Consider the following 26,998-nt stretch of genomic DNA (forward strand, 5'->3'; position numbering starts at 1 on the left):
TTTTTCCCATGGTTGGCGACGGTTTCGACAGGTGAAACCTTTCCGCTACGGGTTTGTAGAGTTAACCATCTCGTGGGAAGTGCCATTTATCGAGCAATATCAAAACTTTTTGATATTGACCTTGCGATGCTTTCTCGCCGTCACTAGACTGCGGCCCTATGAATTTACGCGTGCCTTCCATTCGCCACGACGATTGCGACGAGCTGGCGGCCCTGTGCAAGGCCGGCGGCGATCCGCTGCGGCTGAATGTCTTGCGCGCGCTGGCCAACGATTCGTTTGGTGTATTGGAGCTGGCGCAGATTTTCGGCATTGGCCAGTCGGGCATGAGTCATCACCTTAAAGTGCTGGCGCAAGCCGACCTGGTAGCGACACGCCGTGAAGGCAACGCGATTTTTTACCGCCGCGCCCTGCCCCACACCGAATTGCTCGGCGGCAAATTGCATGCTGCATTGTTAGAAGAAGTCGACAATCTGGCTTTGCCGGATGACGTGCAATCACGGATCGAACAGGTCCATGGGCAACGTGCCGCCGCCAGTCAGGACTTTTTCGCCCGGGTTGCGGAGAAATTCCGTGCCCAGCAGGATTTGATCGCCGGTTTGCCGCAGTACCGCGATAGCGTGCTGGCCCTGCTCGACAAGCTGAATTTCAATGGTGCTGCCACGGCCATCGAAGTCGGCCCCGGTGACGGCGCTTTTCTGCCCGAACTGGCGCGCCGCTTCCACGCAGTGACGGCACTGGACAACAGCCCGGCGATGCTCGAACTGGCGCGTCAGGTCTGCGAACGTGAACAGCTGGCTAACGTCAGCCTGCAACTGGCCGATGCATTGAATGGCTCAAGCCTTCAGGCCGATTGCGTGGTGTTGAACATGGTGCTGCACCATTTCGCCGCCCCGGCCGATGCGCTCAGGCACATGGCCGACCTGCTGCAACCGGGCGGTAGCCTGCTCGTGACAGAGTTATGTAGCCACAACCAGAGTTGGGCCAGGGAGGCCTGCGGTGATCTTTGGTTGGGGTTTGAACAGGACGATCTGGCCCGTTGGGCCACCGCTGCGGGACTCGTTCCCGGGGAAAGCCTCTATGTAGGCTTACGTAATGGTTTCCAGATCCAGGTTCGCCACTTTCAGCGACCGGCTGGCGACACTCACCATCGGTAAATTCAGGAAAACATCGAGATGAGCGAATACTCCCTCTTCACCTCCGAGTCCGTGTCTGAAGGACATCCGGACAAAATCGCCGACCAGATTTCCGATGCGGTGCTGGACGCCATTATTGCCCAGGACAAACACGCCCGCGTGGCTGTGGAAACTCTGGTCAAGACCGGCGTAGCCATTGTTGCCGGTGAAGTGACCACCAGCGCCTGGGTCGACCTGGAGCAGATCGTTCGTGATGTGATCTGCGACATCGGTTACACCAGCTCCGAAGTTGGCTTCGACGGCGCGACCTGCGGCGTGATGAACATCATCGGCAAGCAGTCCCCTGACATCAACCAGGGCGTTGACCGTGCCAAGCCTGAAGATCAGGGCGCCGGCGACCAGGGCCTGATGTTCGGCTACGCCAGCAACGAAACCGACGTGCTGATGCCAGCGCCGATCACCTTCTCGCATCAACTGGTGCAGCGCCAGGCCGAAGCGCGCAAGTCGGGCCTGCTGCCTTGGCTGCGTCCGGACGCCAAGTCGCAAGTGACCTGCCGTTACGAAGGCGGCAAGGTGGTCGGTATCGACGCCGTGGTTCTGTCGACCCAGCACAACCCTGAAGTGTCGTACAAAGACCTGCGCGAAGGCGTGATGGAGCTGATCGTCAAGCACGTACTGCCTGCCGAACTGCTGAGCAAAGACACCCAGTTCCACATCAACCCGACCGGCCAGTTCATCATTGGCGGTCCGGTAGGCGACTGCGGCCTGACCGGTCGCAAGATCATCGTCGACAGCTACGGCGGCATGGCCCGTCACGGCGGCGGCGCGTTCTCCGGCAAGGATCCATCGAAGGTCGACCGTTCGGCTGCCTACGCTGGCCGTTACGTTGCCAAGAACATCGTCGCGGCCGGCCTGGCCGAGCGCTGCGAGATTCAGGTTTCCTACGCGATCGGTGTGGCCCAGCCTACCTCGATCTCGCTGAACACCTTCGGCACCGGCAAGATCAGCGATGACAAGATCATCAAACTGGTGCGTGAAGTGTTCGACCTGCGTCCTTACGCAATCACCACCATGCTCGACCTGCTGCACCCGATGTACCAGGAAACCGCAGCCTACGGCCACTTCGGCCGCGCGCCGCAGACCAAGACCGTTGGCGAAGACACCTTCACCACGTTCACCTGGGAAAAAACCGACCGCGCCGACGCCCTGCGTTCTGCCGCTGGCCTGTAATTCCCTGGCTGCGTAAAAGCCCCGCACGGTTCGCGCCGTGCGGGGCTTTTTCATGCCTGAATATCACGCCGGCCTCCTGTGGGAGCGAGCCTGCTCGCGAAGGGGCCCGCACTCGCGACATCAATTCAGCAACCCGGAAACACCTCGAAAAACACCCACACACCGCATCGCAAATCCTCACCTACCCTTCAAACATTCCCCCTGAGCAAGGACGCTCACAATGCTCTTCACGCTGCGCTTGTTATTGGTTTTCCTGCTGGCACACATCGCGCTCGCCGCCCACGCCAACTGCCCCAACTGGCCCCGCCCCCAAGCCCAACGCGAAATCATCACCCTGCAAAACCAGATCGACCAATGGAACGACGCCTATCACCGCGAAGGCCGCTCACTGGTCGCCGACGACCTTTACGACCAGGCCCTGTCGCGGCTGAGCGAATGGCGCAACTGCTTCCAACAACCCTCATCACAGCAGCCTTTGCGCTCGGCGTCAGGCTCGGTTGTACACCCGACCCCGCACACTGGCCTGGATAAACTCCATAAAGGCGAGGAGGTGGATCGCTGGCTGCGTGATCGCCGAGACGTCTGGGTGCAACCCAAAGTCGACGGCGTTGCCATCACGTTGATCTATCGCCAGGGAGTATTGAAGCAGGCCATCAGTCGCGGTGACGGTGTCAGCGGCCAGGACTGGACCCCCTCCGCGCACAAAATCGCTGCCATTCCACCACGGCTGACTCAGCCACAAGACCTGCTGGTGCAGGGCGAGCTCTACTGGCGACTGAACGACCATGTGCAAGCGCAATCGGGCAGCGTCAATGCCCGCGCGACGGTCGCAGGTCTGATGGGGCGAAAATCCCTCGCGGCCGAAGACGCCGCCGGGATCGGCCTGTTCGTCTGGGACTGGCCGCAGGGCCCTTCAAATCTGCCTGAGCGATTGTCCGCACTGACGGCGCTGGGGTTCGCCACGACCGAGCCGTACACCCATCCGATCCGCGAGTTTGCCGATGCGCAAAAATGGCGCGAGCACTGGTATCGCTCACCGTTGCCGTTTGCCAGTGACGGTGTGGTGCTGCGCCAGAATCAGCGCCCGCCCGCCGAACGCTGGCAGGCACGCGCACCGTACTGGGCGATCGCCTGGAAATATCCATTTGCCCAGGCGCTGGCTGAAGTGCGCAAGGTGCACTTCAAGGTCGGTCGCACCGGACGTATCACCCCGGTGCTGGAGCTTGTGCCGGTCAAGCTGGACGACCGTGAAATCAGACGAGTCAGCGTCAGCTCGCTCAAACGCTGGCTGGCACTCGACGCGCGTCCTGGCGATCAGGTGGCAATCAGCCTGGCCGGCCTGACCATCCCGCGACTCGACAGCGTGGTGCTGCGCGCCAGCGAGCGAGCCGATCTCTTCGTCCCCGGCGCCAGCGACTACCACGCCTTGAGCTGCTGGCAACCGACGCCCGGATGTGAGATCCAGTTTATCGCGCGCCTGACCTGGCTCAGTGGCAAGCAGGGCCTGGCCATGCCGCATGTCGGGCGCGGCACCTGGGAGAAACTTCTCGAAACAGGCCGTCTGAACAACCTGCTGGATTGGTTGACCCTCGATGCGCCAGAGCTTGCTAACATTGCCGGCTTCGGCGAGCGCAGCAGCGCGCGCCTGATGCACAGTTTTCATAGCGCCCGGCAACAGCCGTTCGCTCAATGGTTGAAAGCGCTGGGCCTGCCACCAACCGGGCAGGCCCGACTCCCCGATTCGTGGCAGGCGCTGGTACAACGTGACACCGAACAATGGCAGGCAGAAGCCGGCATCGGCCCGGGGCGCGCGGCGCAATTGCGTGCATTCCTGCGCGATCCGCAGGTGCTGGCCTTGAGCGAAACCTTACACGCCGCCGGAATCGACGGTTTCTGAACATGCACGCCCGGCACGCCGGGAACCCACGGCGGACAAGGCGCTCCAACTGCGCAGTGCCTGACCAGCCGATTGCCTTTGCACATGGAGCTATTATGAAATTTCTCACACCGCTCGCCCTGCTGACCCTTTGCGGCGTAATGGCCGCCCCGGTAATGGCGGAAGAAGACGGCCCGGGCCTGACCGGCTGCGCGGCCAAGAAGCAGGGCATCATCAATCAGATCGAACAGGCCAAGTCGCGCGGCAACCTGGAGCAGCAGGCAGGCCTGGAAACCGCGCTGCGTGAAGTGACCGAGCACTGCACCGACGCCGGTCTGAAGAAAGAACGCGAAAACAAAGTGCTTGAGGCCAAGCATGAGGTGAGCCAGCGTCAGGCCGATCTCGACAAAGCCATGAAGAAAGGCGATCCGGAGAAGATCAACAAGCGCAAGGAGAAGCTGGCCGAGTCGCGCAAGGAACTGCAGGAAGCGCTGGACCAGATCGACAAGTAATGGCGGGGCCCCTGTGGCAAGGGGGGCTTGCTCCCGCTCGGCGGCGCCCTGTGGCGAGGGAGCTTGCTCCCGCTCGGCGGCGCAGCCGTCGTAACCCCGTCTCGACCGGTCGCAACTGAAAAAACTCGGTCGAATGGTTCAGGGCTGCTTCGCAACCCAGCGGGAGCAAGCTCCCTCGCCACATTGTTACTCACCAGCCCTCAGATTAGTGATCGCGAAACTGTTTATGGCAAGCACTGCAGGCATCTTCAACTTTCTGCACCGCCGGTCCAAGGTTGCTGGCCTTGTACGGTTGAACCTGACTGGCGAGCACCAATTCGCCAGTGGCCGCCTCAAGAGCGCGGGCCATTTGCTGAAACTGTGCCTGCTTGCGCCAGACATCGTCGGTGGCACTGGTGTGGCCTTCCTCACGCACCTGCGGGAAATGCTGCCACGGCTCATGGGACAACGTGTCGAGCTTGACCGCGCCTTCGGCAAATTTCGGCCCGTCGAACGGGATGCGTCCGCGCAACATGCCACCCAGCTCTTCGCTGGTCTTGAGCATCTGTTTGAAGATGGCCTTGCGCTGGCCCAGCGGGGAGTTCGGATCGACACCGCCACAGGCGGACAAGCTCAGGCAGGCCAGCAATACAACAGCAATTCTATTAAGCGTCATGGTGGCTTCAGGTCACGGAAATCGGCGGCCAGTATCCTCGCGTCACCGCCAAACACCAATAGCCCTATTAAAAATACGGGTTGCCGGAGCGCAGGGAGCACTCGGGTAACCGGCACAGGAATCACTCCATGAACAGCCGTCTCAAGGCCTGGCGTCATCCGCTGATCGCCACCCTTCCCCTGCTGGCGGTTCTCGCCGGCTGCACCGGCGGCGACAGCGCCAAGCCGACAACCCATGCGCTGGCCACCTATTCCAGTGCAACGTGGGAAGCCCTGCCGACGGTATCCGACAACGACCTGGTTGCCGGTTTCGGCTCATGGCGCAGCGCATGCACGCGCCTCAAAGCCGATGCGGTCTGGGGCCCGACCTGCGCCGCAGCGGTCAATGTGCCGCAGGATGCCGAAGAAATTCGCGCATTCCTCAAGCAAAACCTCGATGTCTACGGCCTGCGTGCCGAGCACGACAACCCCAATGGCCTGATCACCGGCTACTACGAACCGGTCTACCCCGGCAGCCTGACGCCAACCGAGACGGCGAACGTGCCGGTGTACGGCGTGCCCGAAGACATGATCATCGTCTCGCTGGACAGCATTTACCCGGAGCTGAAGGGCAAGCGGCTGCGCGGACGCCTCGAAGGACGCGTACTCAAGCCTTACGACGATGCGGCGACCATCGAATCCAAAGGCGTGAACGCGCCGGTGGTGGCTTACCTGACCGACCCGATGAATCTGCAATTTTTGCAAATCCAGGGTTCCGGCCGGATCCAGACAGAGGATGGCAAACAGCTGCGCATCGCCTACGCCGACCAGAACGGCCACCCGTACCGGCCGATCGGCCGCTGGCTGGTCGAGCAAGGCGAGCTGAAGAAAGAAGACGTGACCATGAGCGCCATCAGCAATTGGGCCAAGGCCAACCCTTCGCGTATTCCGGAACTGCTGGGCAGCAACCCGAGCTATGTGTTCTTCACCCGCAACCCGGACAGCAACGAAGGGCCGCGCGGCTCGCTGAACGTGCCGTTGACCGCAGGCTACAGCGCGGCGGTGGATCGCAAAGTGATTCCGTTGGGCAGCCTGTTGTGGCTGTCGACCACGCGTCCCGACGGCACGCCGCTGGTGCGTCCGGTCGCGGCACAGGACACTGGCGGCGCGATTGCCGGCGAAGTCCGTGCGGATCTGTTCTGGGGCACCGGTGATGCGGCCGGGCAACTGGCCGGGGATATGAAACAACAAGGCCAGATCTGGATGCTCTGGCCTAAAGGCGCGGCGCTGCCGCAAGTGCCACAAGTCGCGGATACAGAGAAGAAGTAAACCGCTGGGTCTGCAGAGGCAATCAAACAGCTATCGCGAGCAGGCTCACTCCTACATTTGGAATGCGTACCCCTGTAGGAGTGAGCCTGCTCGCGATGAGGCCATCAGCAACACCCATTAATAATCACATAGACACAAAAAAGAACGAAGCAATCAACCCCATCCCCACAAACCATACCAGCGACCGCAGAATCGCCCAATCCGCCAGGTAGCAGATGACGTACAGCAGGCGACTGGTGATAAACAGCACCGCCAGCACATTCACCGTCACCAGCTGTGCCGTCCCCACCAGATGCGCAACGATCACCGCCACGGCAAACGCCGGAATCACTTCAAAACTGTTCAATTGCGCCGCATGTGCCCGCCGCGCCAGACCGTTGAGACTCTCCATAAAGTCCCGCGGGTCATGATTGTCACTTAACCGGTAGCCACCCACGGCCTTGGCTATGCCTGTGCAGACATAGGGCAGAAAAATCGCGATCAACACACACCATAGAGCCACCGTCATAACGCCGTCCTTTTTTCGAGTTATAAAATTCGCGAGCGGTCAGAACTTCATCACCAGCATGCCGATCAGCACCAGCCCACAGGCTAAGAGCCGCGGTCGGCCAAAAGGTTCTTTGAGGTAGCGCATTCCGAACAGCACCACCAGAATCACACTGATTTCGCGCAACGCTGCTGCTTCGGCGATCGACCCCAACTGCATCGCCCACAGCACCAGAGCGTAGCTGAACAACACGCAAAACCCGACCGCCAGACCAAGCTTCCATTGCTCGCGCCAGAACTGCAGGAACGCCGGGCGCCGTGCAACCCACGCCAGCAGCGGAAACGGCCAGGCGCTGAGCAGCGTGACCCAGACCAGATAATCGAGCGGGTGCGACCAGCGCCGCAGCGCCTGCCCATCAATGTAGGTGTAACAGCCGATGCACAAACCGATCAGCGCCACCACCGGCAGCATCGACCACGGCAAGCGCCCGCCGCCGCCACCCTGCCACAGCAGACAGACCATACCGAACGGGATCAGCATGATTCCGAAGATCTGCTGGGTGGTCAGCACCTCACCGGCGAAGATCAGGGTCAACGCCAGCACCACCAAAGGCGACAGCCCGCGCATCAGTGGATAGACGAGGCCGAGATCGCCCACGCGATAAGCCTGTATCAACAGATAACGATACAGTAGCTCGAACGCCGCTGAAGCGAGAATCCAAGGCCAGATCTCAACGGGCGGCAGATTCACAAAGGGCAGCGCGAGGGCGACAAACAGCAGCGCCACGGTGTCCATGCACGCCACCACCAGCAACCGTTCGGCGCTGAACTTGATCAGGGTATTCCACGCCGCATGCAGCAGCGCCGCCACCAACACCAGAGCTGTCGCCAGCACAATTGACCCCTTTATTTTTATTAACCCCGTAGGGCCATCCAGAAAAATCCGAAAAAACGATTAGTCAGATTATTGATTCGCGATGTGTCAGCAGCTGTTTATACTGCAAGCAACCACGCCGCACTCAGCTACACACCGAAAAATTCCAATAAAAGCTGCCTGCTCCCGCTCCCCCACGAACGGTCGCTGGCACGCGTATGCCTGATCAAAGCGTCAAGACTACCGACAGAGACCTTGCGCATGCCACTCGCCTTGCTTGCCCTTGCTGTTGCCGCGTTCGGCATCGGCACCACTGAATTCGTCATCATGGGCCTGCTGCCCGATGTCGCCCGCGACCTCGCGGTGAGCATTCCGCACGCCGGCCTGCTGATCACCGGTTACGCCCTGGGCGTGGTGTTCGGTGCGCCCATCCTGGCGATCGGCACGGCCAACATGCCGCGCAAGGCAACGCTGCTGGGCATGACGCTGATGTTCATCCTCGGCAACGTGCTGTGTGCGCTGGCACCGAACTACGCCACGTTGATGGCCGCGCGCGTGGTCACCGCGTTGTGTCATGGCGCGTTTTTCGGCATAGGCTCGGTGGTTGCCGCCGGACTGGTCGCGCCGAACAAACGCGCCCAGGCGATTGCCATGATGTTCACCGGCCTGACCCTGGCGAATGTGCTCGGCGTGCCGCTGGGCACTGCACTGGGCCAATACGCCGGTTGGCGTTCAACCTTCTGGGCAGTGTCGGTGATCGGCATCATCGCCGCGCTCGCGCAATGGCTGTGGCTGCCGAAGCACATCGCCATGGACAAAGCCAACCTCGCCAGCGAGTTCAAGGTACTGGGCAAAGCCAACGTGCTGCTGGCGCTGGGCATGAGCGTGCTGGCCTCGACCAGCCTGTTCAGCGTGTTCACCTACATCGCGCCGATCCTGCAGGACATCACCGGCGTCAGCCCCCACGGCGTGACCGTGATGCTGCTGTTGTTCGGCGTTGGCCTGACCGCTGGCAGCATGCTCGGCGGGCGTTTGGCCGATAGCCGTTTGTTGCCGTCGCTGGTCGGGGTGGCCTTGGCGGTGGTGGTGATTCTCGCGGCCTTCAGTCAGACCAGCCGCGCGGTAGTTCCGGCCGCAATCACCTTGGTGCTGTGGGGGATTTTCGCGTTTGCGCTGTGCCCGATTCTGCAGCTACTGATCATCGATCAGGCCCATGAAGCGCCGAATCTGGGTTCGACGCTGAACCAGAGCGCGTTCAACCTCGGCAACGCGGCGGGCGCATGGATTGGCGGCCTGGTCGTGGCCAGCGGCGCGGATCTGGCAGACCTGCCGTGGACCGGGGCGCTGGTCGGGGTGCTGACTGTGCTGACGGCACTGCTGTTCATTTACCTGCAACGTCGGCGAGCGACTGCGGTCAATGTGTCCGACTGAGACCTCTGCAACCACCCACCTGTGGCGAGGGGATTTATCCCCGTTGGGCTGCGCAGCAGCCCCAAAACCACTCAATCGGGTCTTGTCAGGAATAACCGATAAACCGGGTTGCGACGGCTTCGCCGCCGAGCGGGGATAAATCCCCTCGCCACAATGAACTGTGTTGTATCCCCTGCCGCTGTTGGCCCATCCAACCCCTGCGACCAGACTCCGGTCGCGCTTCATTCACCCTCCATCCAAAGGACCCCGGATGCTTGAACTTGTCGCCGCTTTCATCTGCCTCACCACCCTGTTGACCTTCGTCAACTTCCGCTTCATCGGCCTGCCGCCGACCATCGGCGTGATGGTCACCGCGCTGCTGTTCTCGCTGATTCTGCAAGGCCTCAGCGTGCTCGGCTTTCCCGGCCTCGAAGAGCGCGTGCAACAACTGATCGGCCAGATCGACTTCGGCGATCTGCTGATGAACTGGATGCTGTCGTTCCTGCTGTTCGCCGGCGCCCTGCACGTCAACCTGAACGACCTGCGCAGCTACCGCTGGCCCATCGGCCTGCTGGCCACGTTCGGCGTACTGATCGCAACCGTGGTGATCGGCAGCCTGGCCTTCTACATCTTTGCTCTGTTCGGCTGGCACGTGAGCTTCCTCTACTGCCTGCTGTTCGGCGCGCTGATTTCGCCGACTGACCCGATTGCGGTACTCGGCGTGTTGCGTACCGCCAACGCGTCAAAACCGCTGAAGACCACCATCGTCGGCGAGTCGCTGTTCAACGATGGCACTGCGGTCGTGGTGTTCACCGTGCTGTTGGGTATCGCGCAACTGGGCGAAACGCCGACCGTCAGCGCCACGGCCATGCTGTTTGTGCACGAAGCGATTGGCGGTGTGCTGTTCGGCGGGCTGATCGGCTATCTGGTCTATCGGATGATCAAAAGCGTCGAGCAACACCAGATCACCGTCATGTTGACCCTGGCCCTGGTGATTGGTGGCTCGGCGATGTCCACAGAGCTGCACGTCTCGGCGCCAATCGCGATGGTGGTTGCCGGTCTGATCATCGGCAACCTGGGGCGCAATCTGGCGATGAACGACATGACCCGTCGCTACCTCGACGGTTTCTGGGAGTTGCTCGATGACATGCTCAACGCCTTGCTGTTTGCGCTGATCGGCATGGAGTTGTTGCTGCTGCCGTTCAACTGGCTGCACATGGCCGCGGCAGGTTTGCTCGCGGTGGCGATTCTGCTGTCGCGCCTGCTCACCGTAGCGCCGGCAATCCTCTTGCTGCGCCGCTGGCGCTCAGTGCCGGCCGGCACTATCCGCATCCTGACCTGGGGCGGTTTGCGTGGCGGCGTCTCGGTCGCGCTGGCCCTGTCGCTGCCATTGGGGACCGAGCGCGACCTGCTGCTGAGCATTACCTACATCGTCGTGCTGTCGTCGATTCTGGTTCAGGGCCTGACGATTGGCCGAGTCGTACGCCGGGTGACCCAGCCGACCTGAGTGAGCGCGGCGGCGCTAGCCGCTGCACAGCAACTCAAGCAGATACCGCATCGCCACAGGGCGGTGCGGCGTCGAACCCTGCAGCACTACCAGATCCCGCGCATAGCGCGGGTTATCGACCGGCAGCACTTGCACGCCGTCCAGGTTCATCCCGGCCCACTGCGGCACCAGCGAAACGCCCATTCCCTGAGCGACGAGCATGACGATGGTCTCCAGCGCATCCAGCTCACACAGAAGCGTCGGTTCAAGCGATTGTTCATCAAGGAAGCGCTGTGCAATCTGTCCACCCCAGGAGCGTGCGTCATAACGAATGAACGGCTCCTCGCGCAACAAACTCACCAGCGACGGCTCGCTGAGACTGGCCGGAGCGATGAGGATCAGCGGCTCGGCCTTGAGCAGCTTCAGTGCGAGCGCTTTGGGCGGTGGAAACGGTGGCCGGACCAGAATTGCCGCATCCAGCTCACCACTCAGCACCTTTTCATAGAGGCTTTTTGAATCACCCGGGGTGATCTTCAGCTTCAACTCCGGTGCCGTCTGCGCCAGACGCTCGATCACGCCGGGCAACACACCGGTCAGCGCCGTCGATATCGCCCCGATCTTCACTTCACCCGACAGCCCGTCACGACTCAGATCGTGATGCAACGCCTGCGCCTGCTCAACGATTGCGCGGATTTTCGGCATCAGCAGCAGGCACTGATCCGATGGCCGCGCGGTATGCGCCGTTCGTAACAGCAAGGCGCACCCCAGCGTTCGTTCCAGCGCCTGGACACGCTGACTGATCGCCGCTGCCGTGCGGTTTTCCCGGCGCGCAGCTGCCGCAATCGAACCGGTCTCGACCACCGCAATCAGGCTTTGCAGAAAGCGTACATCCATAAGTTTTCCTTTCGCTCAGAACAAGGCGAAGCCGTTTTGCCGCGCCGCGCGGCCTGTTTACCCTGAGCGCTCCTTCACTCGGGGATCTCCCATGAACAGACCCTTTCACGCTGCATACCATGTTTGCGACCTGGAACAGACGCGGATTTTTTATCGAGATGTGTTGGGTTGCACCGAAGGGCGCAGCACCGACACCTGGATCGACTTCGATTTTTTCGGCAACCAGTTATCCCTGCACCTGGGCACGCCCTTCGCCACGACTCGCACCGGTCAGGTCGGCGAACACAAGGTGCTGATGCCGCACATCGGCGTGGTATTGCCACTTGAGCAATGGCTGGTACTGGCCGAGCGCCTGACCCACCTCGGCACCCGATTCGAGATCCCGCCCGTGGTGCGCTTTGCCGGCGAACCCGGCGAGCAGCGCACGATGTTTTTCCTCGACCCCAGTGGCAATCCGATCGAAGTCAAAGGCTTCAAAGACTTCAGCAACCTCTTCGCACACTGATTCCACCCCAACAAACACAACAACAAAGGGGCACACCATGCGCAACAGAAAACCCACCAGCCTTGTCACCCGGATCATGCTCGGCCTCGCAGCCGGGGTCATCGTCGGCCTCCTGCTTAACCAGTTTCCCGAACACAAGACGTGGTTCATCGACAACTTGCTGCAGCCGGCGGGCGACTTGTTTATCCGCCTGATGAAAATGATCGTCGTGCCGCTGGTCTTTGCCTGCATGGTCGTCGGTATCGCAGGCGCGGGCAGCACCCGGGCGCTGGGGCGCGTCGGGATAAAGACACTGGTGTATTTCTTCACCGTCACCAGCATTGCCATCGTCTTCGGTTTGATCGTCGGCAACGTCTTCCAGCCCGGCGCCGGCGCAGACTTCAGCAGCACCCTGCAAACACCGGTGACCGGCCTCGCCGCGACGGGCGAGACGCAGAACCTTGGCCGCACTCTGGTCAACATTGTTCCGGACAACATCGTTCTGGCCATGTCTCAGGGCAAGCTGCTGTCGGTACTGTTCTTCGCCATCCTGTTCGGCTGCGCCCTGTCGATGCTGCCCGAACAGCAGAAAGCACCGTTGATTGCGGTGATACAGGCGATCTCGGACACCATGTTCAAGGTCACGCATCTGGTCATGCACTATTCGCCGATCGGTATCTTCGGCCTGATCGGGGTCACCGTGGCGAGTTTCGGCCTCAGCGCATTGCTGCCGCTGGCCAAGTTGATCGGTATCACGTACGTGGCGGTACTGCTGTTCGCGTTTTGCGTGCTGGGGCTGGTGGCGCGAATAGCCGGCATCCGTTTTTTCCACCTGATCAAGGCCATCCGCAGTGAACTGATACTGGCCTACAGCAGCGCCGCGTCGGCCACGGTGATGCCGCAACTGATCGAGAAAATGGAGCGCTATGGCGCACCGCGCCCTATCACCAGCATGGTCATCCCCCTGGGTTACTCATTCAATCTGGATGGCGCGTCATTGTTCGCCGGTCTGGGCACCTTGTTCATCGCCCAGGCCTACGGCATCGACCTGAGCCTGTCCGACCAGGCGATGCTGGTGCTGATCATGGTGCTGACCTCCAAAGGCGCGGCCGGCGTGCCTGGCTTCATGTTCATCATCCTGACAGCAACGTTGACAGCGGCCGGGTTGCCCGTGGAAGGCGTGGCAATCATCGCCGGCGTCTATCGCTTGATGGACATGCCAGTCACGGCGCTCAACGTGCTGGGCAACGCGCTGGCGCCTCTGGTCATCGCTCGCTGGGAAGGCCAGCTCAAGGCGCCTGAAAGCGAACCCGCCCAGGCGCCAGCCGCCCAGACGTTCAAGGCCTGACGCTTTTTTCAGGTGAAGCGGATTTCGCGCGCAACGGAGCCGAGCCTGTTTGATCAGGGCTCGGTTTATCCGCCTTCGGCGCACCGCTCTCACTGCGAATCTGTGCATGGCTGATCAACGCGAAAATGAAACTGCCGCCGATGATATTCCCGGCCAATGTCGGTCCAGCAAATACCGCCCAGAAATCACCCCAAGGCAGTTCACCGGCAAAGACCAGATATGACACTTCTGCCGAGCCGACCACGATATGGGTGAAGTCGCCGAGCGCCATGAAATAGGTGATGAGGATGATGATCCACATCTTCGCGCTCTCCATGGACGGAATCATCCAGACCATGGTGGCGATCATCCAGCCGGAGACGATGCCCTTGGCGAACATCTGCCCGGCGCTGTGCTCCATCACCTTGCGGCCGATTTCCAGGAAAGCGTGGTCGGTCTTGCTGTCGAAGATCGGCAACTCAAGCATCACGTAAGCCACCAGAATCGTGCCGCACAGGTTGCCGAGCAACACCACCGTCCAGAGGCGAATCAGCCGTGCGAAATTGAGCAGGGTCGGCTTGGTCATGACCGGCAGTACGGCGGTCAGGGTGTTTTCGGTAAACAATTGCTGGCGAGCGAGAATCACCGCAAGAAAGCCTGCGCAGTAGCCGAAACTGGCGATCACCTTGAACTCGTCACCGTCGGGCAGGCGCGAGTTGAGCAGGCCCATCCCCATCAGCGACAGGCCCATGGTCAGGCCGGCCGCGAGCGCCGACCACCACAGCGCAGCAATGCTGCGCTCCAGTTCCTGATCGCCCTGGGCACGAATGATTTCATGCAGAACCGCCGCGCGTGGCGGCTGGTTTTTCTCGATTTCTTTCTTTTCCTGGGTCGACAGGTCTGGGGTCTTGCCGTCAGTGGGGGTGGTCATGGCGTAGGAAACCGTGGGGGACGATTTAGCTACGACCGTTGCGCTTCATGGCTGTTCAGTGGTCAGATAAAGATTCGGTGGCTGCACAACCGCATTCGCGAGCAAGCCCGCTCCCACAAGGGAACGCATTCCAAATGTGGGAGCGGGCTTGCTCGCGAAGGGCGCGCCGCCAATGTCACTTGGTAACGAGTTCATCTTCCTGAAACTGGTCTTTCACATATCTGATCTCGGTCCGCCCGTGCGGCGCCGGCAGGCCGTCCTCACCCAGGTTGACGAACACCATCTTCTCGACCGTGAGGATGCTCTTGCGGGTGATCTTGTTGCGCACTTCGCAGGTCAGGGTGATCGAGGTGCGGCCGAATTCGGTGGCGGTGATGCCCAGTTCGATGATGTCGCCCTGGCGCGAGGCGCTGACGAAGTTGATTTCCGAGATGTATTTGGTCACCACGCGCTGATTGCCCAACTGGACGATGGCGTAGATCGCCGCTTCTTCGTCGATCCAGCGCAGCAGGCTACCGCCGAACAAGGTGCCGTTGGGGTTGAGGTCTTCGGGTTTTACCCATTTGCGGGTGTGGAAATTCATGTTCACTCCTGAGCGCTTGCCGAAAGATGCGCCCATCTTGGCAGACTGACCAGTCAGGCTCCAGGCCGCTGCGACTATGGTCGCCATTGGCGATCTTCATCTGGCCGACAGAAACCCTTTGGAAGATCAGCCCGGACGGCTATAATCGCTTCCGTTTCAAAAACGGTAATGATCGCTTGCTACCGTTTTCCCGCCACCTGTCCGAGGGGCGCTGCAGCAGGTTCGACCTGTCAGGCTCGGATGGGGCGTTGACTGGCTCACGCCGGACACTAAACGCACAACGGCGCCCATTCGCATACATTACGAATGGAGGCTCTTCATGAGCGCTGTCAACACGCCTGCCGATTTTACCGATTACAAAGTTGCCGACATGTCCCTCGCAGCCTGGGGCCGTCGCGAAACCATCATCGCCGAATCGGAAATGCCTGCCCTGATGGGTCTGCGCCGCAAGTACGCTTCCGAGCAGCCGCTCAAAGGCGCGAAAATCCTCGGCTGCATCCACATGACCATTCAGACCGCCGTGCTGATCGAAACCCTGGTTGCCCTGGGTGCCGAAGTACGCTGGTCGTCGTGCAACATTTTCTCCACTCAGGACCAGGCCGCTGCCGCTATCGCTGCTGCCGGCATCCCGGTATTCGCCTGGAAAGGCGAGACTGAAGAAGAGTACGAGTGGTGCCTGGAGCAGACCATCCTCAAGGATGGCCAGCCATGGGACGCCAACATGATCCTCGACGACGGCGGCGACCTGACCGAGCTGCTGCACAAGAAATACCCGCAGGTGCTGGACCGCGTTCACGGCGTGACCGAAGAAACCACCACCGGCGTGCACCGCCTGCTGGACATGCTGGCCAAGGGCGAGCTGAAAATCCCGGCCATCAACGTCAACGACTCGGTGACCAAGTCCAAGAACGACAACAAGTACGGCTGCCGTCACAGCCTGAACGATGCGATCAAGCGCGGTACCGACCACCTGCTGTCCGGCAAGCAAGCGCTGGTCATCGGTTACGGTGACGTGGGCAAGGGTTCGGCGCAGTCCCTGCGTCAGGAAGGCATGATCGTTAAAGTCTCCGAAGTCGACCCGATCTGCGCCATGCAGGCCTGCATGGACGGTTTCGAACTGGTTTCGCCGTTCATCGACGGTATCAACGACGGTTCCGAAGCGAGCATCGACAAAGCGCTGCTGGGCAAGATCGACCTGATCGTGACCACCACCGGTAACGTCAATGTTTGCGATGCGAACATGCTCAAAGCCCTGAAGAAGCGCGCCGTGGTCTGCAACATCGGTCACTTCGACAACGAAATCGACACCGCTTTCATGCGCAAGAACTGGGCATGGGAAGAAGTGAAGCCACAGGTGCACAAGGTTCACCGCACCGGTGCCGGCAGCTTCGACCCACAGAACGACGACTACCTGATCCTGCTGGCCGAAGGCCGTCTGGTGAACCTGGGCAACGCCACCGGACACCCGAGCCGCATCATGGACGGTTCGTTCGCCAACCAGGTACTGGCGCAGATCTTCCTGTTCGGTCAGAAATACGCCGACCTGTCGCCAGCGCAGAAAGCCGAGCGCCTGACCGTTGAAGTACTGCCGAAGAAACTCGACGAAGAAGTGGCCCTGGAAATGGTTCGCGGCTTCGGCGGCGTGGTCACTCAACTGACCAAGCAACAGGCTGACTACATCGGCGTCACCGTCGAAGGCCCGTTCAAGCCGCACGCTTACCGCTACTGATTGACGCAGCGGCCTGCCTCCCCTGTGGGAGCGGGCTTGCTCGCGAAGGCGATCGTTCCTTCAACATCTCTGTTGACTGACCCTGCGCATTCGCGAGCAAGCCCGCTCCCACAGGTGCGATGCAAGCTTCAAAGGCTTTGTGCTCCAAAGGGTATGACCATGTCCCAAAACCGTCGCTACAGCTTCGAGTTCTTCCCGACCAAGACCGATGCTGGGCATGAAAAACTGCTTGCCACTGCCCGTCAGCTGGCCACTTACAACCCCGACTTCTTTTCCTGCACCTATGGCGCTGGTGGTTCGACCCGTGATCGCACCCTCAACACCGTGCTGCAACTGGAAAGCGAAGTCAAAGTACCGGCCGCACCGCACCTGTCGTGCGTCGGCGACAGCAAGGACGACCTGCGCGGGCTGCTGAACGAGTACAAGGCGGCCGGCATCAAACGCATCGTCGCCCTGCGCGGCGACCTGCCGTCCGGCATGGGCATGACCAGCGGTGAGCTGCGTCACGCCAATGAGCTGGTGGAATTCATTCGTGAAGAAACCGCCGATCACTTCCACATCGAAGTCGCCGCTTACCCGGAGATGCATCCGCAAGCGCGCAACTACGAAGACGATCTCGCCAACTTCGTGCGCAAGGCTCGCGCCGGCGCCGACAGCGCGATTACCCAGTACTTCTTCAACGCCGACAGCTATTTCTACTTCGTCGACCGTTTGCAGGCGCTGGGCGTGGACATTCCGGTAGTGCCGGGGATCATGCCGATCACCAACTACAGCAAACTCGCGCGCTTCTCCGATGCCTGCGGGGCGGAAATTCCGCGCTGGATCCGCAAGCAACTGGAAGCCTATGGCGATGACGCGCTCAGCATTCAGCGCTTTGGCGAGCAAGTCGTCACCGAGATGTGCGAACGCCTGTTGCAGGGCGGCGCACCGGGGCTGCATTTTTATTCCATGAACCAGGCCGAGCCTAGCCTGGCGATCTGGAAGAACCTGAAGTTGCCGCGTTGAAGCAGCTGTAAGCTACAAGCTACAAGCAAGGTCCAGAAATCGCAGCCTTCGGCGGCTCCTGCAGGGGTTGTCGTAGCTGTGATTTTTTGCGTTTGGAGCCGCGAAACAGAGCTTGTGCAGGCGCTTTCTGGCTCTTTGCGGGTTCTCGTCGTAATCTCCAGCCATGCCTTTGATCACGCAATTATTCGCCGTGCTGGTTTTTGCTTGCCTGAGCTTCGCCGCTCGAGGCGAGAAGCTGCGTATTGTCACCGAGCCGTGGGCGCCTTACGTGTACGAAGCGGATGGCCGCAGTCTCGGTCTGGATTACGAAACCACGGCCATCGTGTTCAAGCGCCTGGGCATAGACGTCGAATGGCAGTTCCTGCCGTGGAAACGTTGCCTGTCGATGCTTGAATCCGGTCAGGCCGACGGTGCGCTGGACATCTTTCACAGCGATGAGCGCGACGCCACCCTGCTCTACCCCAGCGAGCCGCTGTCGGACGTCGAGTTCGTGATGTTCTACGCCAATGAGCGCCCACACCCGTTCAACGCGCTCGAACAACTCAAAGGCCTGACCATCGGCACCTCGCCGGGCTATCTGTACAGTCCCGATTTCAGCCAGTCGGATCTGTTTACTCGCGAACCTGCACCGACCCATGAAGCCAATTTCGGCAAGCTGGTGCGTGGCCGCATCGATCTGTTGATCACTGACCGTCGCGTCGGTCAGCATTTGCTCGATCAGTTGGGTTTGCGCGCGCAAATCAGCGAAAACCCCACCGTCATCAGCCGTCAGAGCCAATTTCTGGCGGTTCGGCGCAATGCGGGCATGGACTTGCTGGTGCAGCGTTTCGGCGCCGAACTCAAGCGTTTCAAGCGTGAACCTGCCTACGCCGAGCTGAGCGCACGCTACGGAGCCGCACCTGCCGGCAGTGCGTCGACACGCTCTGCCACGGCCAACGGCAAAACCGTTGAGCAGCAGGAAAGCGGCGCGCGGTGATTGCTCTGTTATACTCCGGCGTTCCCGCCAGGCTCACGCCCGGACGCCCGGAACCGTAAAAGGCCTCACGACCCGCTACAGCGCAGCTTTGCAGCCCGCGCGAGCGCTCCTGACCTGCCTTCGGAACCGCAGCAGGACCGGACGGGATTGCGTCCTCTTAAACGTGATTCGCGCCAGGCAAGACTCCCATTGGGCCAAGCCCTAACTAAAACAGGATTACTCATGTCCTTTGCTTCCCTCGGTCTCTCCGAGGCTTTAGTCCGCGCCATCGAAGATGCGGGCTATACCGAGCCTACTCCGGTGCAACAGCGGGCCATTCCCGCCGTGTTGCAAGGTCGCGACCTGATGGTCGCGGCTCAGACAGGTACCGGTAAAACCGGCGGTTTCGCCCTCCCGATTCTGGAGCGGTTGTTCCCCAACGGTCACCCGGACAAATCCCAGCGTCATGGCCCGCGCCAACCGCGCGTACTGGTCCTGACCCCGACCCGCGAACTCGCGGCTCAGGTGCACGAGAGCTTCAAGATCTACGCCCGTGACCTGAAATTCGTCAGCGCCTGCATCTTCGGCGGCGTCGGCATGAACCCACAGGTCCAGGCCATGTCCCGCGGCGTCGACGTGCTCGTCGCCTGCCCGGGTCGTCTGCTCGACCTGTGCGGCCAGGGCAGCGTTGATCTGTCCCACGTGGAAATCCTCGTCCTCGACGAAGCCGACCGCATGCTCGACATGGGTTTCGTGCACGACGTGAAGAAAGTCCTCGCACGCCTGCCGTCCAAGCGTCAGAACCTGCTGTTCTCGGCGACGTTCTCCAAAGACATCACCGACCTTGCCGGCAAGCTGCTGCACAACCCGGAACGCATCGAAGTGACGCCGCCGAACACCACGGTCGAGCGCATCGAACAACGCGTGTTCCGTCTGCCGGCCAGCCACAAACGTGCACTGCTGGCGCACCTGATCACCGCCGGCGCGTGGGAACAGGTGCTGGTGTTCACCCGCACCAAGCACGGCGCCAACCGTCTGGCCGAGTACCTGGACAAACACGGCCTGCCGGCTGTGGCGATTCACGGTAACAAGAGCCAGAACGCCCGCACCAAAGCCTTGGCCGACTTCAAGGCTGGCGAAGTGCGCATTCTGGTCGCCACCGACATCGCCGCCCGTGGTCTGGACATCGATCAGTTGCCGCATGTGGTCAACTTCGAGCTGCCGAATGTCGACGAAGACTACGTGCACCGCATTGGCCGTACGGGCCGTGCCGGTCGTTCGGGCGAGGCGATTTCGCTGGTCGCACCGGACGAAGAAAAGCTGCTGAAAAGCATCGAACGCATGACTAAACAGAAGATTGCCGACGGCGATCTGATGGGCTTCGACTCGAGCACCATCGAAGCCGAGAAGCCGGAAGTTCGTGAGCGTCCGGATGCCGCAACCCACGCAATTCCCGTGGCCCGCGCGGCGACGGCCCGAATGGCGGCGGCGGTGGCGGCGGTCGTAAAGACAAGGGCAAGGACAAAGGCAAGGAAAAACCGGCCGGCGACCGTGGCGAACGCCCTGCCCGCGCGCAGAAACCACGCGAAGGCACGCCGAGCCGCGAGCAGCGCCCGAGCCAGCCACCGCGTGCAGCGGCTGACCGTGCCCCGGACGAGTTTCTTGACGACGATGTAGATAACTTCGGTAACCGCGTTGACTACGTGCCGAAAGCCGCTCCTGCCGGCGGCCGTGGCCGTCGTCCGGGCGCACCGGCGCAAGGCGCTGGCGCTGGTGCACCTCGTGGCGGTCAGCCACAAGGTCGGCAGAACGGTCCGCGCAACAGCAACGGTTCGAGCACCGGCACCCCGCCCGCCAAACGCAGCGGCCCGCGTAACGGCGCTCCGCGCGATGGTCAGTCAGGACGTCGTGACGATTCCGCCCCGCGCAACCGCCGTCCGGCCCGTGACGATCAGCCACGTGCCGAACAGCCGGCCGTGCAGAACCCGCGCAGCAATGGCCCGAAGATCATGCACAAGGAATCGAAAGCCGACCGCTTCCCGACGCCTGAGCAGCTCGATCAACTGCCAAGCCGTCCGCGTGGCGAGAAACCAGCACTGCTGACCCGCAATCGCTGAGTTAACGCCGCAATGAAAAATGCCCCGGTTCGCAAGAGCCGGGGCATTTTTTTACCTCGAATATTTCTGCCACACCGCAATACCCCTGTGGGAGCGAGCCTGCTCGCGAAGGCGTCGGATCAGCTCAATCTCTGCCGAATGACACACCGCTTTCGCGAGCAGGCTCGCTCCCACAAGATATCTTCTACAAGGGGTCCGTGGTGTGGCAGGCAATAAAAAACGCCCCCGGCCTTTCGACCGGGGGCGTTTTTATGTGGCGACGAAATTTACTTCGCTTTCACACCTTCAAACGAAACGTACAACTCGACAACATCGGACTTCGGACCGAGGTCTTTCTGCTTGCCGAAATCGGAACGCTTGATAGTGGTGGTGCCTTCGAAGCCGGCACGGTAGCCGCCCCATGGATCTTTGCCTTCGCCCAGGAAAGTCGCTTTGACAACGACAGGCTTGGTCACGCCCAGCAGGGTCAGGTCGCCGGTCACGTCAGCGGTGTTGGCACCGGTGGATTTGACGCTGGTGGAGACGAAGGTGGCCTTGCCGAATTTGCTGGCGTTGAGGAAGTCAGCGCTGGCGATGTGCTTGTCGCGCTCGGCGTGGTTGGTGAACACGCTGGCGGTGTTGACGTTGAACTCGATCTTGCTGTCTTCAGGCTTGGCAGCGTCGAAGCTGAACTTGCCGTCGATGTCCTTGAAGGTACCGGTGATGTAGCTGTAGCCCAGGTGGCTGATCTTGAAGTCGACGAAGGCGTGCTGGCCTTCTTTGTCTACGACATAGTCAGCGGCCATTACGTTGGCGGACAGCACGGCAGAACCGATTGCCAGAGCGGCCAGAGTCTTTTTCAACATGCTTTCTTTTCCTTTGAGTCGAGGTTGAATTTCAGGCTTTGCGACCGAGCATTCGAGTGAGGGTCGCATCACGATCGATAAAGTGGTGCTTCAATGCTGCCAACGCATGGAGACCGGAAAAAATTACCAGCGCCCACGCCAGCCAGAGATGAATCACCCCAGCGGTATCTGCCTGATCCGGTAGTCCGGAGAGCAGAGCAGGAACTTCAAACAGGCCAAACACCGGGATCCCGACACCGTCTGCGGTGGAAATCAGGTAACCGGCAATCATCACAGCGAACAGCGCCAGATACAGAAACCCGTGGCCGAATTTCGCGCCGATGCGGGTCATGCGGCTGTAGCTTTGCAGCGTAGAGGGCGGTGGGCTGATGAAACGCCACAGCACCCGCAACACCATCACAGCGAGCAGCACCAGACCGATGCTTTTGTGCAGGTCCGGCGCGTCTTTGCGCCAGGTGCTGTAGTAATCCAGCCCGACCATCCACAGACCCAGCGCAAACAGCCCGAAGACCGCCAGCGCCACGCCCCAGTGCATGAAGATGCTGACCCAACCATAGCGCGAAGAAGAGTTACGTAGCTGCATTGCCCAAATCCTGTGAGAACTGCGAACCAAGACTAGCGAGTTATCTATCGAATTAAAGCGGAAAATTTTGCTTTGAAATATCGAGAAATACGATCAAGAGTCTGCGAGCGGGGTGTTAAGGAAGGATTAAAGGCGATTTCGCTGTGGAACGCTTGGACAAATGATCGGTGCTGCGTCATCACTCAAGAGCACCTTGGCGAAGGCACACGCAGACCGTTAACGGGGAAATTCGCAACCGATAACTATGTACCGCTGTTGCCCCGGTTGAACCTGTTCGAATGATGCCCCGTCATCATTTTTAACAGGCGCAAGATATGTCTCTGCGATATACCCCGTTTCAGGCAAACGGTTCTTCCGTATTGCCGCCCAATCAAACAATGTCGGCCGGCCAGTACCTGCAATCGGACAACGCTCGATTTCGCTTGCTGTTGCAGAGCGATGGAAATCTGGTCATGAAAGAGGGCGAGGCTGGCATCTGGATTGCGGACAACAACCAGCCTTACAGCGCAACGTTGCATCCGAAGAGAATGCGCGAGCCGCTGCAATTCGTAATCAGCAACAACGGTTTCCTTTTCGACCCCTCCAGACGGCGACTGTGGATTGCCGAAAGCACGCACAGCCTTGATAAATCGCTGTGGTACAACACTTACATGACGCTTCAGGACGATGGAAACCTGGTGATTTATGACCAGCGCACGGGAAATCTGCGCTGGGCGCGCTTTGGTTTTATTCCCGGGCGAATCCGCAAGCCCAAGCAAAAGTGGCTGAAGAAATTGCCGAACGGCATCGAGTTCTTCAAATGGGAGTTCTAACCGGCGGACGCTGACTAGTTATGCAGTACCGCCGGCGGTTGCAGGCAATCGGCACTGTAAGGATCTATCTGGCAGGTGTGCGCAAGTTCAGAACCATACCCGCCCGGAAAGAAATGCCCATGGGTACAGCCGGAAAGTGTAATCAGCAAAAGTATGAGCGTGAGCGTTTTCATCAAGTGCCTCCAATTTTTCCCAGCTTAAAATGGGCGCTCAGGCAGCCGCTATCACCCCTTTCCGAGTGTCTTGTGGGAAGCCTCCGCTACGCAGGTAAGCCCCATGGGCGGGTCGCGAAGGACATAAATACAATCCAAAAAAAACGCGACCCGAGGGTCGCGTTTTTCATGGAGCAAAGCCTTACTGCGCCTTGGTCTCGGTCGGTGTTGCCGGCGCCGCAGGTTTGGCGGCTGGCTTCTTCGCCGGTTCAGTTTTCTTCGCCGGCGCTTTTGCCGCAGGCTTCTTCGCCTCGGTCTTGGCTGCCGGTTTCTTCGCGGCAGGCTTGGCCGCAGCCTTCTTCGCGGGCTCAGCTTTCACCGGGGCCGCTGGCTTCGGCGCTTCCACCGGGGCTGGCGCAGGTGCCGGGGCTGGCGCTGGAGCGACCGGAGCAGGAGCAGGCTCTGGCGCCTTCACCGGCTCAGGCTTCTTGTCGTCATCGGAACCGCCAAACAGGTTAGTGAAGAAGTTGCCCTTCTTCGCCGCCACGGCACCCGCCGCGCCTGCCGCTGCGGCAGCCGGAACCACTTTGACCGGTTCGAACGATTTGCCTGCCGCCAAATCTTCAACCTGGCTGGCCGCGCGCTGACCGGTGCGCAACGCACCTTCCAGTGTGCCCGGGTACAAGGTGTCGGTGTGTTCGCCAGCGAACGCTACGCGTTGCAGAGGACGCTCCCACAGGCGCCAGAACTTGCTGATCTGCCCCGGGCCGTAGGCCAGGTAGGCGCCGCCCATCGACGGGTCGGTGCTGTAGCGACGGATTTCATAACCGGTGAACGAGCCACGGGCCTGTGGATAAAAAGCGTGCAGACGGATCAACACCTGATCGACCATTTGCTTGTCGCCGAACGCCTGCATGACGCGGGCGTTGTCGCCGGACAGGTTGATCACTACGTTGGCGCCACCCTTGAGCGCCGGCTCGATCCAGAGCATGCCCAGACCGGTATTGCTGTAGATCTCGCCGGACATGCGCGATTTGCTTTCCCACACTGGCGTCTTGAACTTCAGCATGATCTGGTCGCGCCAGCCGTAGTTGGTGCCTTTGATCGCGGCCAGATGCTGGGCATCCAGTGCTGGAGTCAGCTGGATCTTGTTCAGCGCACGCAGCGGCACCGCCAGCACCACGTAATCGGCTTGGTAACCGACGCTGCCGACCTTGACGGTCACGCCGTCCTTGTCCTGGGTCACTGCCGACACTGGCGAGTTGGTCTTGATGGTCTTGATCTGTTTCACAAAGGCCTGGGCCAGCACCTGACTGCCGCCGACCAGCCGCGAGGCACGCAGGTCACGGTCGGAGACGCCGCGATAAACGCGGTTCTGCTGAGCGAAATACAGCAGCGACAGACGCGAAGGTTCGTCGTAGTGGGTGCGGATGTCCTGGTTGATCAACTGACGTGCGGTGGCCGGCAGGTTCTGCTTGTCGAGCCAGCTCGACACGGTGATCTGATCCAGCGCGTGGAGGGTGGCGGTCGCTGCCGGGTTCTGCGGATCGTCGATCGAGCGTGCCAGGTCGTCGAGGGTTTTCTGGTAGCGCTTGAGCGCATCGGCAGTGGCGGGTTGCTTGGTCGCCAGATCGGCGGCAGTGAAATAATCACCGTCGATCAGATAACTCGGCGTACGCACAAATTCCGGTGCCGGCGTGGTGCCGAGCTTGAAGGCCGAGACGTACTTGTTCAGCACCGGCTGGGTCTTGTCGTTGCCGATCCACTCACTGGTGGCCATGCCCGAACGACCGCCCAGGCTCGGTTTGGCTTCCAGCAGCGTGACCTGCCAGCCCTTGTTTTGCAGCTCATAAGCAGCCGTCAGGCCCGACAGGCCGCCGCCGATCACGATTGCGGTTTTATCCTTGGCCAGCGCCGTAACGCTGAACAGCCCCAACATCACCAGCGCACAGGCGCGCAGCCAACCGACAGACATTCAGCGAACTCCGGAAAAAACACGTAGGAAAAATCAGTTGTGCGGGTCAGACGACCCAAAGAACCGCGAAGAATACGTTAGCCATCAAAACGCCGCCAGCGACGTCTATCGGCTCAGACAAAGTAGCTCAATCGACACAATGGGTTGTCCCCGCGCGACGCATTGCATAGGCTTGCCCGATTGTTCGCCCGCGCCTGACGCGAGCCGCCTCGAGGAGACTGTAAATGGGCCTGAATAACCAGTGGATGCAACGCGATCTTGCGGCGCTGTGGCATCCCTGCACCCAGATGAAAGACCACGAACAGCTGCCGCTGATCCCGATCAAGCGCGGCGAAGGCGTCTGGCTCGAAGACTTCGAAGGCAAGCGCTACCTCGACGCGGTCAGCTCGTGGTGGGTCAACGTGTTCGGCCACGCCAACCCGCGCATCAACCAGCGCATCAAGGATCAGGTCGATCAACTCGAACACGTGATTCTCGCCGGGTTCAGCCATCAACCGGTGATTGAGCTGTCCGAGCGTCTGGTCAAGATGACGCCGGAAGGGCTGAACCGGGTGTTCTACGCCGATAACGGCTCGTCCTGCATCGAAGTCGCGCTGAAGATGAGCTTTCACTACTGGCTCAATCGCGGCCAGCCGAATAAAAAACGCTTCGTCACGCTGACCAACAGTTACCACGGCGAAACCATGGCGGCGATGGCGGTCGGCGATGTGCCGCTGTTTACCGAGACCTACAAAGCGCTGCTGATGGACACCATTAAGGTGCCGAGCCCGGATTGCTACGGGCGCCCCGACGGCATGAGCTGGGAAGAGCATTCGCGCAACATGTTCGCCGCCATGGAACAAACGCTGGCCGAGCATCATGACAGCGTCGCGGCGGTGATCGTCGAGCCGTTGATTCAGGGCGCGGGCGGCATGCGCATGTATCACCCGGTGTACCTCAAGCTGCTGCGCGAGGCCTGCGACCGCTACGGCGTGCACCTGATCCACGACGAAATCGCCGTTGGTTTCGGCCGCACCGGAACCATGTTCGCCTGCGAACAGGCCGGCATCCGCCCGGACTTCCTCTGCCTGTCGAAAGCCCTGACCGGCGGCTACCTGCCGCTGGCGGCGTGCCTGACCACTGACGATGTCTACAGCGCGTTCTACGACGACTACCCGACCCTGCGCGCCTTTCTTCATTCGCACAGTTACACCGGCAACCCGCTCGCCTGCGCGGCGGCGTTGGCGACGCTGGATATTTTCGAGCAGGACAATGTGATCGAGAACAACAAGGCGCTCGCTCAGCGTATGGCCTCGGCGACCGCGCATCTGGTTGATCACCCGAACGTCTCGGAAGTGCGCCAGACCGGCATGGTTCTGGCGATCGAGATGGTCAAGGATAAAGCCAGCAAAGAGGCCTACCCTTGGCAGGAGCGTCGTGGCTTGAAGGTGTTCCAGCATGCGCTGGAGCGTGGCGCATTGCTGCGGCCGCTGGGCAGCGTGGTGTATTTCCTGCCGCCGTATGTGATCACCCCGGAGCAGATCGACTTTTTGGCCGAAGTGGCGAGTGAGGGTATTGATATCGCGACGCGTGACAGCGTCAGCGTCGCCGTGCCAAAAGACTTCCACCCCGGTTTCCGTGATCCGGGCTGATGCAAA

General features: G+C 60.7%; 24 protein-coding genes, 1 pseudogene and 1 riboswitch. Of the genes and pseudogenes, 16 read left to right on the forward strand and 9 right to left on the reverse strand.

Features of this window, described 5'->3' with window-relative positions:
- The first annotated feature begins 158 nt into the window (after positions 1–158).
- The 4 genes from HU755_RS08810 to HU755_RS08825 all read left to right on the forward strand — a co-directional run bounded on the left by HU755_RS08810 (position 159) and on the right by HU755_RS08825 (position 4,751).
- Positions 159–1,154 carry a metalloregulator ArsR/SmtB family transcription factor gene (locus HU755_RS08810; RefSeq protein WP_186549317.1) on the forward strand — a complete coding sequence of 332 codons (996 nt, stop codon included), beginning with the start codon at positions 159–161 and terminating at the stop codon, positions 1,152–1,154.
- 18 nt (positions 1,155–1,172) lie between these two features.
- The gene (gene metK / locus HU755_RS08815; RefSeq protein ID WP_003229025.1) at positions 1,173–2,363 is read left to right on the forward strand and encodes a methionine adenosyltransferase; all 1,191 of its coding nucleotides are present in this window, start codon (positions 1,173–1,175) and stop codon (positions 2,361–2,363) included.
- Between the two features lie 220 nt (positions 2,364–2,583).
- Positions 2,584–4,260, forward strand: coding sequence for an NAD-dependent DNA ligase LigB (gene ligB, locus HU755_RS08820; RefSeq protein WP_186631642.1), 1,677 nt, complete (start codon positions 2,584–2,586; stop codon positions 4,258–4,260).
- A 95-nt stretch (positions 4,261–4,355) separates the two neighbouring features.
- Entirely contained in the window at positions 4,356–4,751 is a 396-nt protein-coding gene (locus tag HU755_RS08825; RefSeq protein WP_186549323.1) for a DUF1090 domain-containing protein, read from the forward strand.
- Between the two features lie 205 nt (positions 4,752–4,956).
- On the opposite strand, the gene HU755_RS08830 is transcribed toward HU755_RS08825, so the two are convergent.
- Positions 4,957–5,406: a cytochrome c gene (locus HU755_RS08830; protein ID WP_186631645.1), complete on the reverse strand. Its 450-nt coding sequence runs from the start codon at positions 5,404–5,406 to the stop codon at positions 4,957–4,959.
- A gap of 128 nt (positions 5,407–5,534) precedes the next feature.
- On the opposite strand from HU755_RS08830, the gene HU755_RS08835 reads away from it, so the two are divergent.
- Positions 5,535–6,713, forward strand: coding sequence for a murein transglycosylase A (locus HU755_RS08835; RefSeq protein ID WP_186623572.1), 1,179 nt, complete (start codon positions 5,535–5,537; stop codon positions 6,711–6,713).
- 124 nt (positions 6,714–6,837) lie between these two features.
- Here HU755_RS08835 and HU755_RS08840 read toward each other — a convergent pair whose 3' ends face one another.
- Complete coding sequence (locus HU755_RS08840; RefSeq protein ID WP_186549330.1) at positions 6,838–7,221, reverse strand: MAPEG family protein; 384 nt, start codon at positions 7,219–7,221, stop codon at positions 6,838–6,840.
- 39 nt (positions 7,222–7,260) lie between these two features.
- On the reverse strand, positions 7,261–8,094 hold the full coding sequence (locus HU755_RS08845; RefSeq protein WP_186631648.1) for an EamA family transporter: 834 nt from the start codon (positions 8,092–8,094) through the stop codon (positions 7,261–7,263).
- Between the two features lie 240 nt (positions 8,095–8,334).
- On the opposite strand from HU755_RS08845, the gene HU755_RS08850 reads away from it, so the two are divergent.
- Positions 8,335–9,504: an MFS transporter gene (locus HU755_RS08850; protein ID WP_186623774.1), complete on the forward strand. Its 1,170-nt coding sequence runs from the start codon at positions 8,335–8,337 to the stop codon at positions 9,502–9,504.
- A gap of 250 nt (positions 9,505–9,754) precedes the next feature.
- Positions 9,755–10,990 (forward strand): sodium:proton antiporter, encoded by a 1,236-nt coding sequence (locus HU755_RS08855; RefSeq protein ID WP_186631651.1) that lies wholly within the window; start codon positions 9,755–9,757, stop codon positions 10,988–10,990.
- A 15-nt stretch (positions 10,991–11,005) separates the two neighbouring features.
- On the opposite strand, the gene HU755_RS08860 is transcribed toward HU755_RS08855, so the two are convergent.
- Entirely contained in the window at positions 11,006–11,863 is an 858-nt protein-coding gene (locus HU755_RS08860) for a LysR family transcriptional regulator (protein ID WP_186631653.1), read from the reverse strand.
- 91 nt (positions 11,864–11,954) lie between these two features.
- Here HU755_RS08860 and HU755_RS08865 point away from each other — a divergent pair, with 91 nt between their 5' ends.
- Complete coding sequence (locus HU755_RS08865) at positions 11,955–12,368, forward strand: VOC family protein (protein ID WP_186623778.1); 414 nt, start codon at positions 11,955–11,957, stop codon at positions 12,366–12,368.
- Between the two features lie 37 nt (positions 12,369–12,405).
- Positions 12,406–13,695 (forward strand): cation:dicarboxylate symporter family transporter, encoded by a 1,290-nt coding sequence (locus HU755_RS08870; RefSeq protein WP_238344763.1) that lies wholly within the window; start codon positions 12,406–12,408, stop codon positions 13,693–13,695.
- Here the strand turns inward: HU755_RS08870 and HU755_RS08875 are convergent.
- Together HU755_RS08875 and HU755_RS08880 are read right to left on the reverse strand one after the other, a co-directional pair.
- Entirely contained in the window at positions 13,685–14,605 is a 921-nt protein-coding gene (locus HU755_RS08875; RefSeq protein WP_186631656.1) for a formate/nitrite transporter family protein, read from the reverse strand. The genes HU755_RS08870 and HU755_RS08875 overlap by 11 nt on opposite strands.
- 175 nt (positions 14,606–14,780) lie before the next feature.
- Positions 14,781–15,188, reverse strand: coding sequence for an acyl-CoA thioesterase (locus tag HU755_RS08880; RefSeq protein WP_186631659.1), 408 nt, complete (start codon positions 15,186–15,188; stop codon positions 14,781–14,783).
- A 197-nt stretch (positions 15,189–15,385) separates the two neighbouring features.
- Positions 15,386–15,484: riboswitch (S-adenosyl-L-homocysteine riboswitch) on the forward strand.
- A 23-nt stretch (positions 15,485–15,507) separates the two neighbouring features.
- On the opposite strand from HU755_RS08880, the gene ahcY reads away from it, so the two are divergent.
- From ahcY to HU755_RS27785, 5 genes and pseudogenes are all read left to right on the forward strand, one after another.
- Positions 15,508–16,917, forward strand: coding sequence for an adenosylhomocysteinase (gene ahcY, locus HU755_RS08885; protein ID WP_039757587.1), 1,410 nt, complete (start codon positions 15,508–15,510; stop codon positions 16,915–16,917).
- A 159-nt stretch (positions 16,918–17,076) separates the two neighbouring features.
- Positions 17,077–17,922 carry a methylenetetrahydrofolate reductase [NAD(P)H] gene (gene metF, locus HU755_RS08890; RefSeq protein WP_186631662.1) on the forward strand — a complete coding sequence of 282 codons (846 nt, stop codon included), beginning with the start codon at positions 17,077–17,079 and terminating at the stop codon, positions 17,920–17,922.
- Between the two features lie 163 nt (positions 17,923–18,085).
- Positions 18,086–18,898 carry an ABC transporter substrate-binding protein gene (locus HU755_RS08895; protein ID WP_186631665.1) on the forward strand — a complete coding sequence of 271 codons (813 nt, stop codon included), beginning with the start codon at positions 18,086–18,088 and terminating at the stop codon, positions 18,896–18,898.
- Positions 18,899–19,120: 222 nt separating this feature from the next.
- A pseudogene (locus HU755_RS27780) lies at positions 19,121–20,263 on the forward strand (DEAD/DEAH box helicase); the annotation flags it as partial.
- 317 nt (positions 20,264–20,580) lie between these two features.
- Entirely contained in the window at positions 20,581–20,994 is a 414-nt protein-coding gene (locus tag HU755_RS27785) for a hypothetical protein (protein WP_346655428.1), read from the forward strand.
- 266 nt (positions 20,995–21,260) lie between these two features.
- Here HU755_RS27785 and HU755_RS08905 read toward each other — a convergent pair whose 3' ends face one another.
- Positions 21,261–21,839 (reverse strand): YceI family protein, encoded by a 579-nt coding sequence (locus HU755_RS08905; protein WP_186623782.1) that lies wholly within the window; start codon positions 21,837–21,839, stop codon positions 21,261–21,263.
- Positions 21,840–21,870: 31 nt separating this feature from the next.
- Entirely contained in the window at positions 21,871–22,422 is a 552-nt protein-coding gene (locus tag HU755_RS08910) for a cytochrome b (protein WP_186549350.1), read from the reverse strand.
- Between the two features lie 452 nt (positions 22,423–22,874).
- Here HU755_RS08910 and HU755_RS08915 point away from each other — a divergent pair, with 452 nt between their 5' ends.
- Complete coding sequence (locus HU755_RS08915; protein WP_238349968.1) at positions 22,875–23,234, forward strand: hypothetical protein; 360 nt, start codon at positions 22,875–22,877, stop codon at positions 23,232–23,234.
- A gap of 354 nt (positions 23,235–23,588) precedes the next feature.
- Here HU755_RS08915 and HU755_RS08920 read toward each other — a convergent pair whose 3' ends face one another.
- Entirely contained in the window at positions 23,589–25,361 is a 1,773-nt protein-coding gene (locus HU755_RS08920) for a flavin monoamine oxidase family protein (protein WP_186631671.1), read from the reverse strand.
- Positions 25,362–25,585: 224 nt separating this feature from the next.
- Between HU755_RS08920 and HU755_RS08925 the strand changes: the two genes are divergently transcribed.
- Positions 25,586–26,992, forward strand: a complete 1,407-nt coding sequence (locus HU755_RS08925) for an adenosylmethionine--8-amino-7-oxononanoate transaminase (RefSeq protein WP_186631674.1) — start codon at positions 25,586–25,588, stop codon at positions 26,990–26,992.
- The last annotated feature ends 6 nt before the right edge of the window (positions 26,993–26,998 follow it).

Source organism: Pseudomonas sp. SWRI111, from assembly GCF_014268555.1.
Taxonomy (GTDB): domain Bacteria; phylum Pseudomonadota; class Gammaproteobacteria; order Pseudomonadales; family Pseudomonadaceae; genus Aquipseudomonas; species Aquipseudomonas hamedanensis.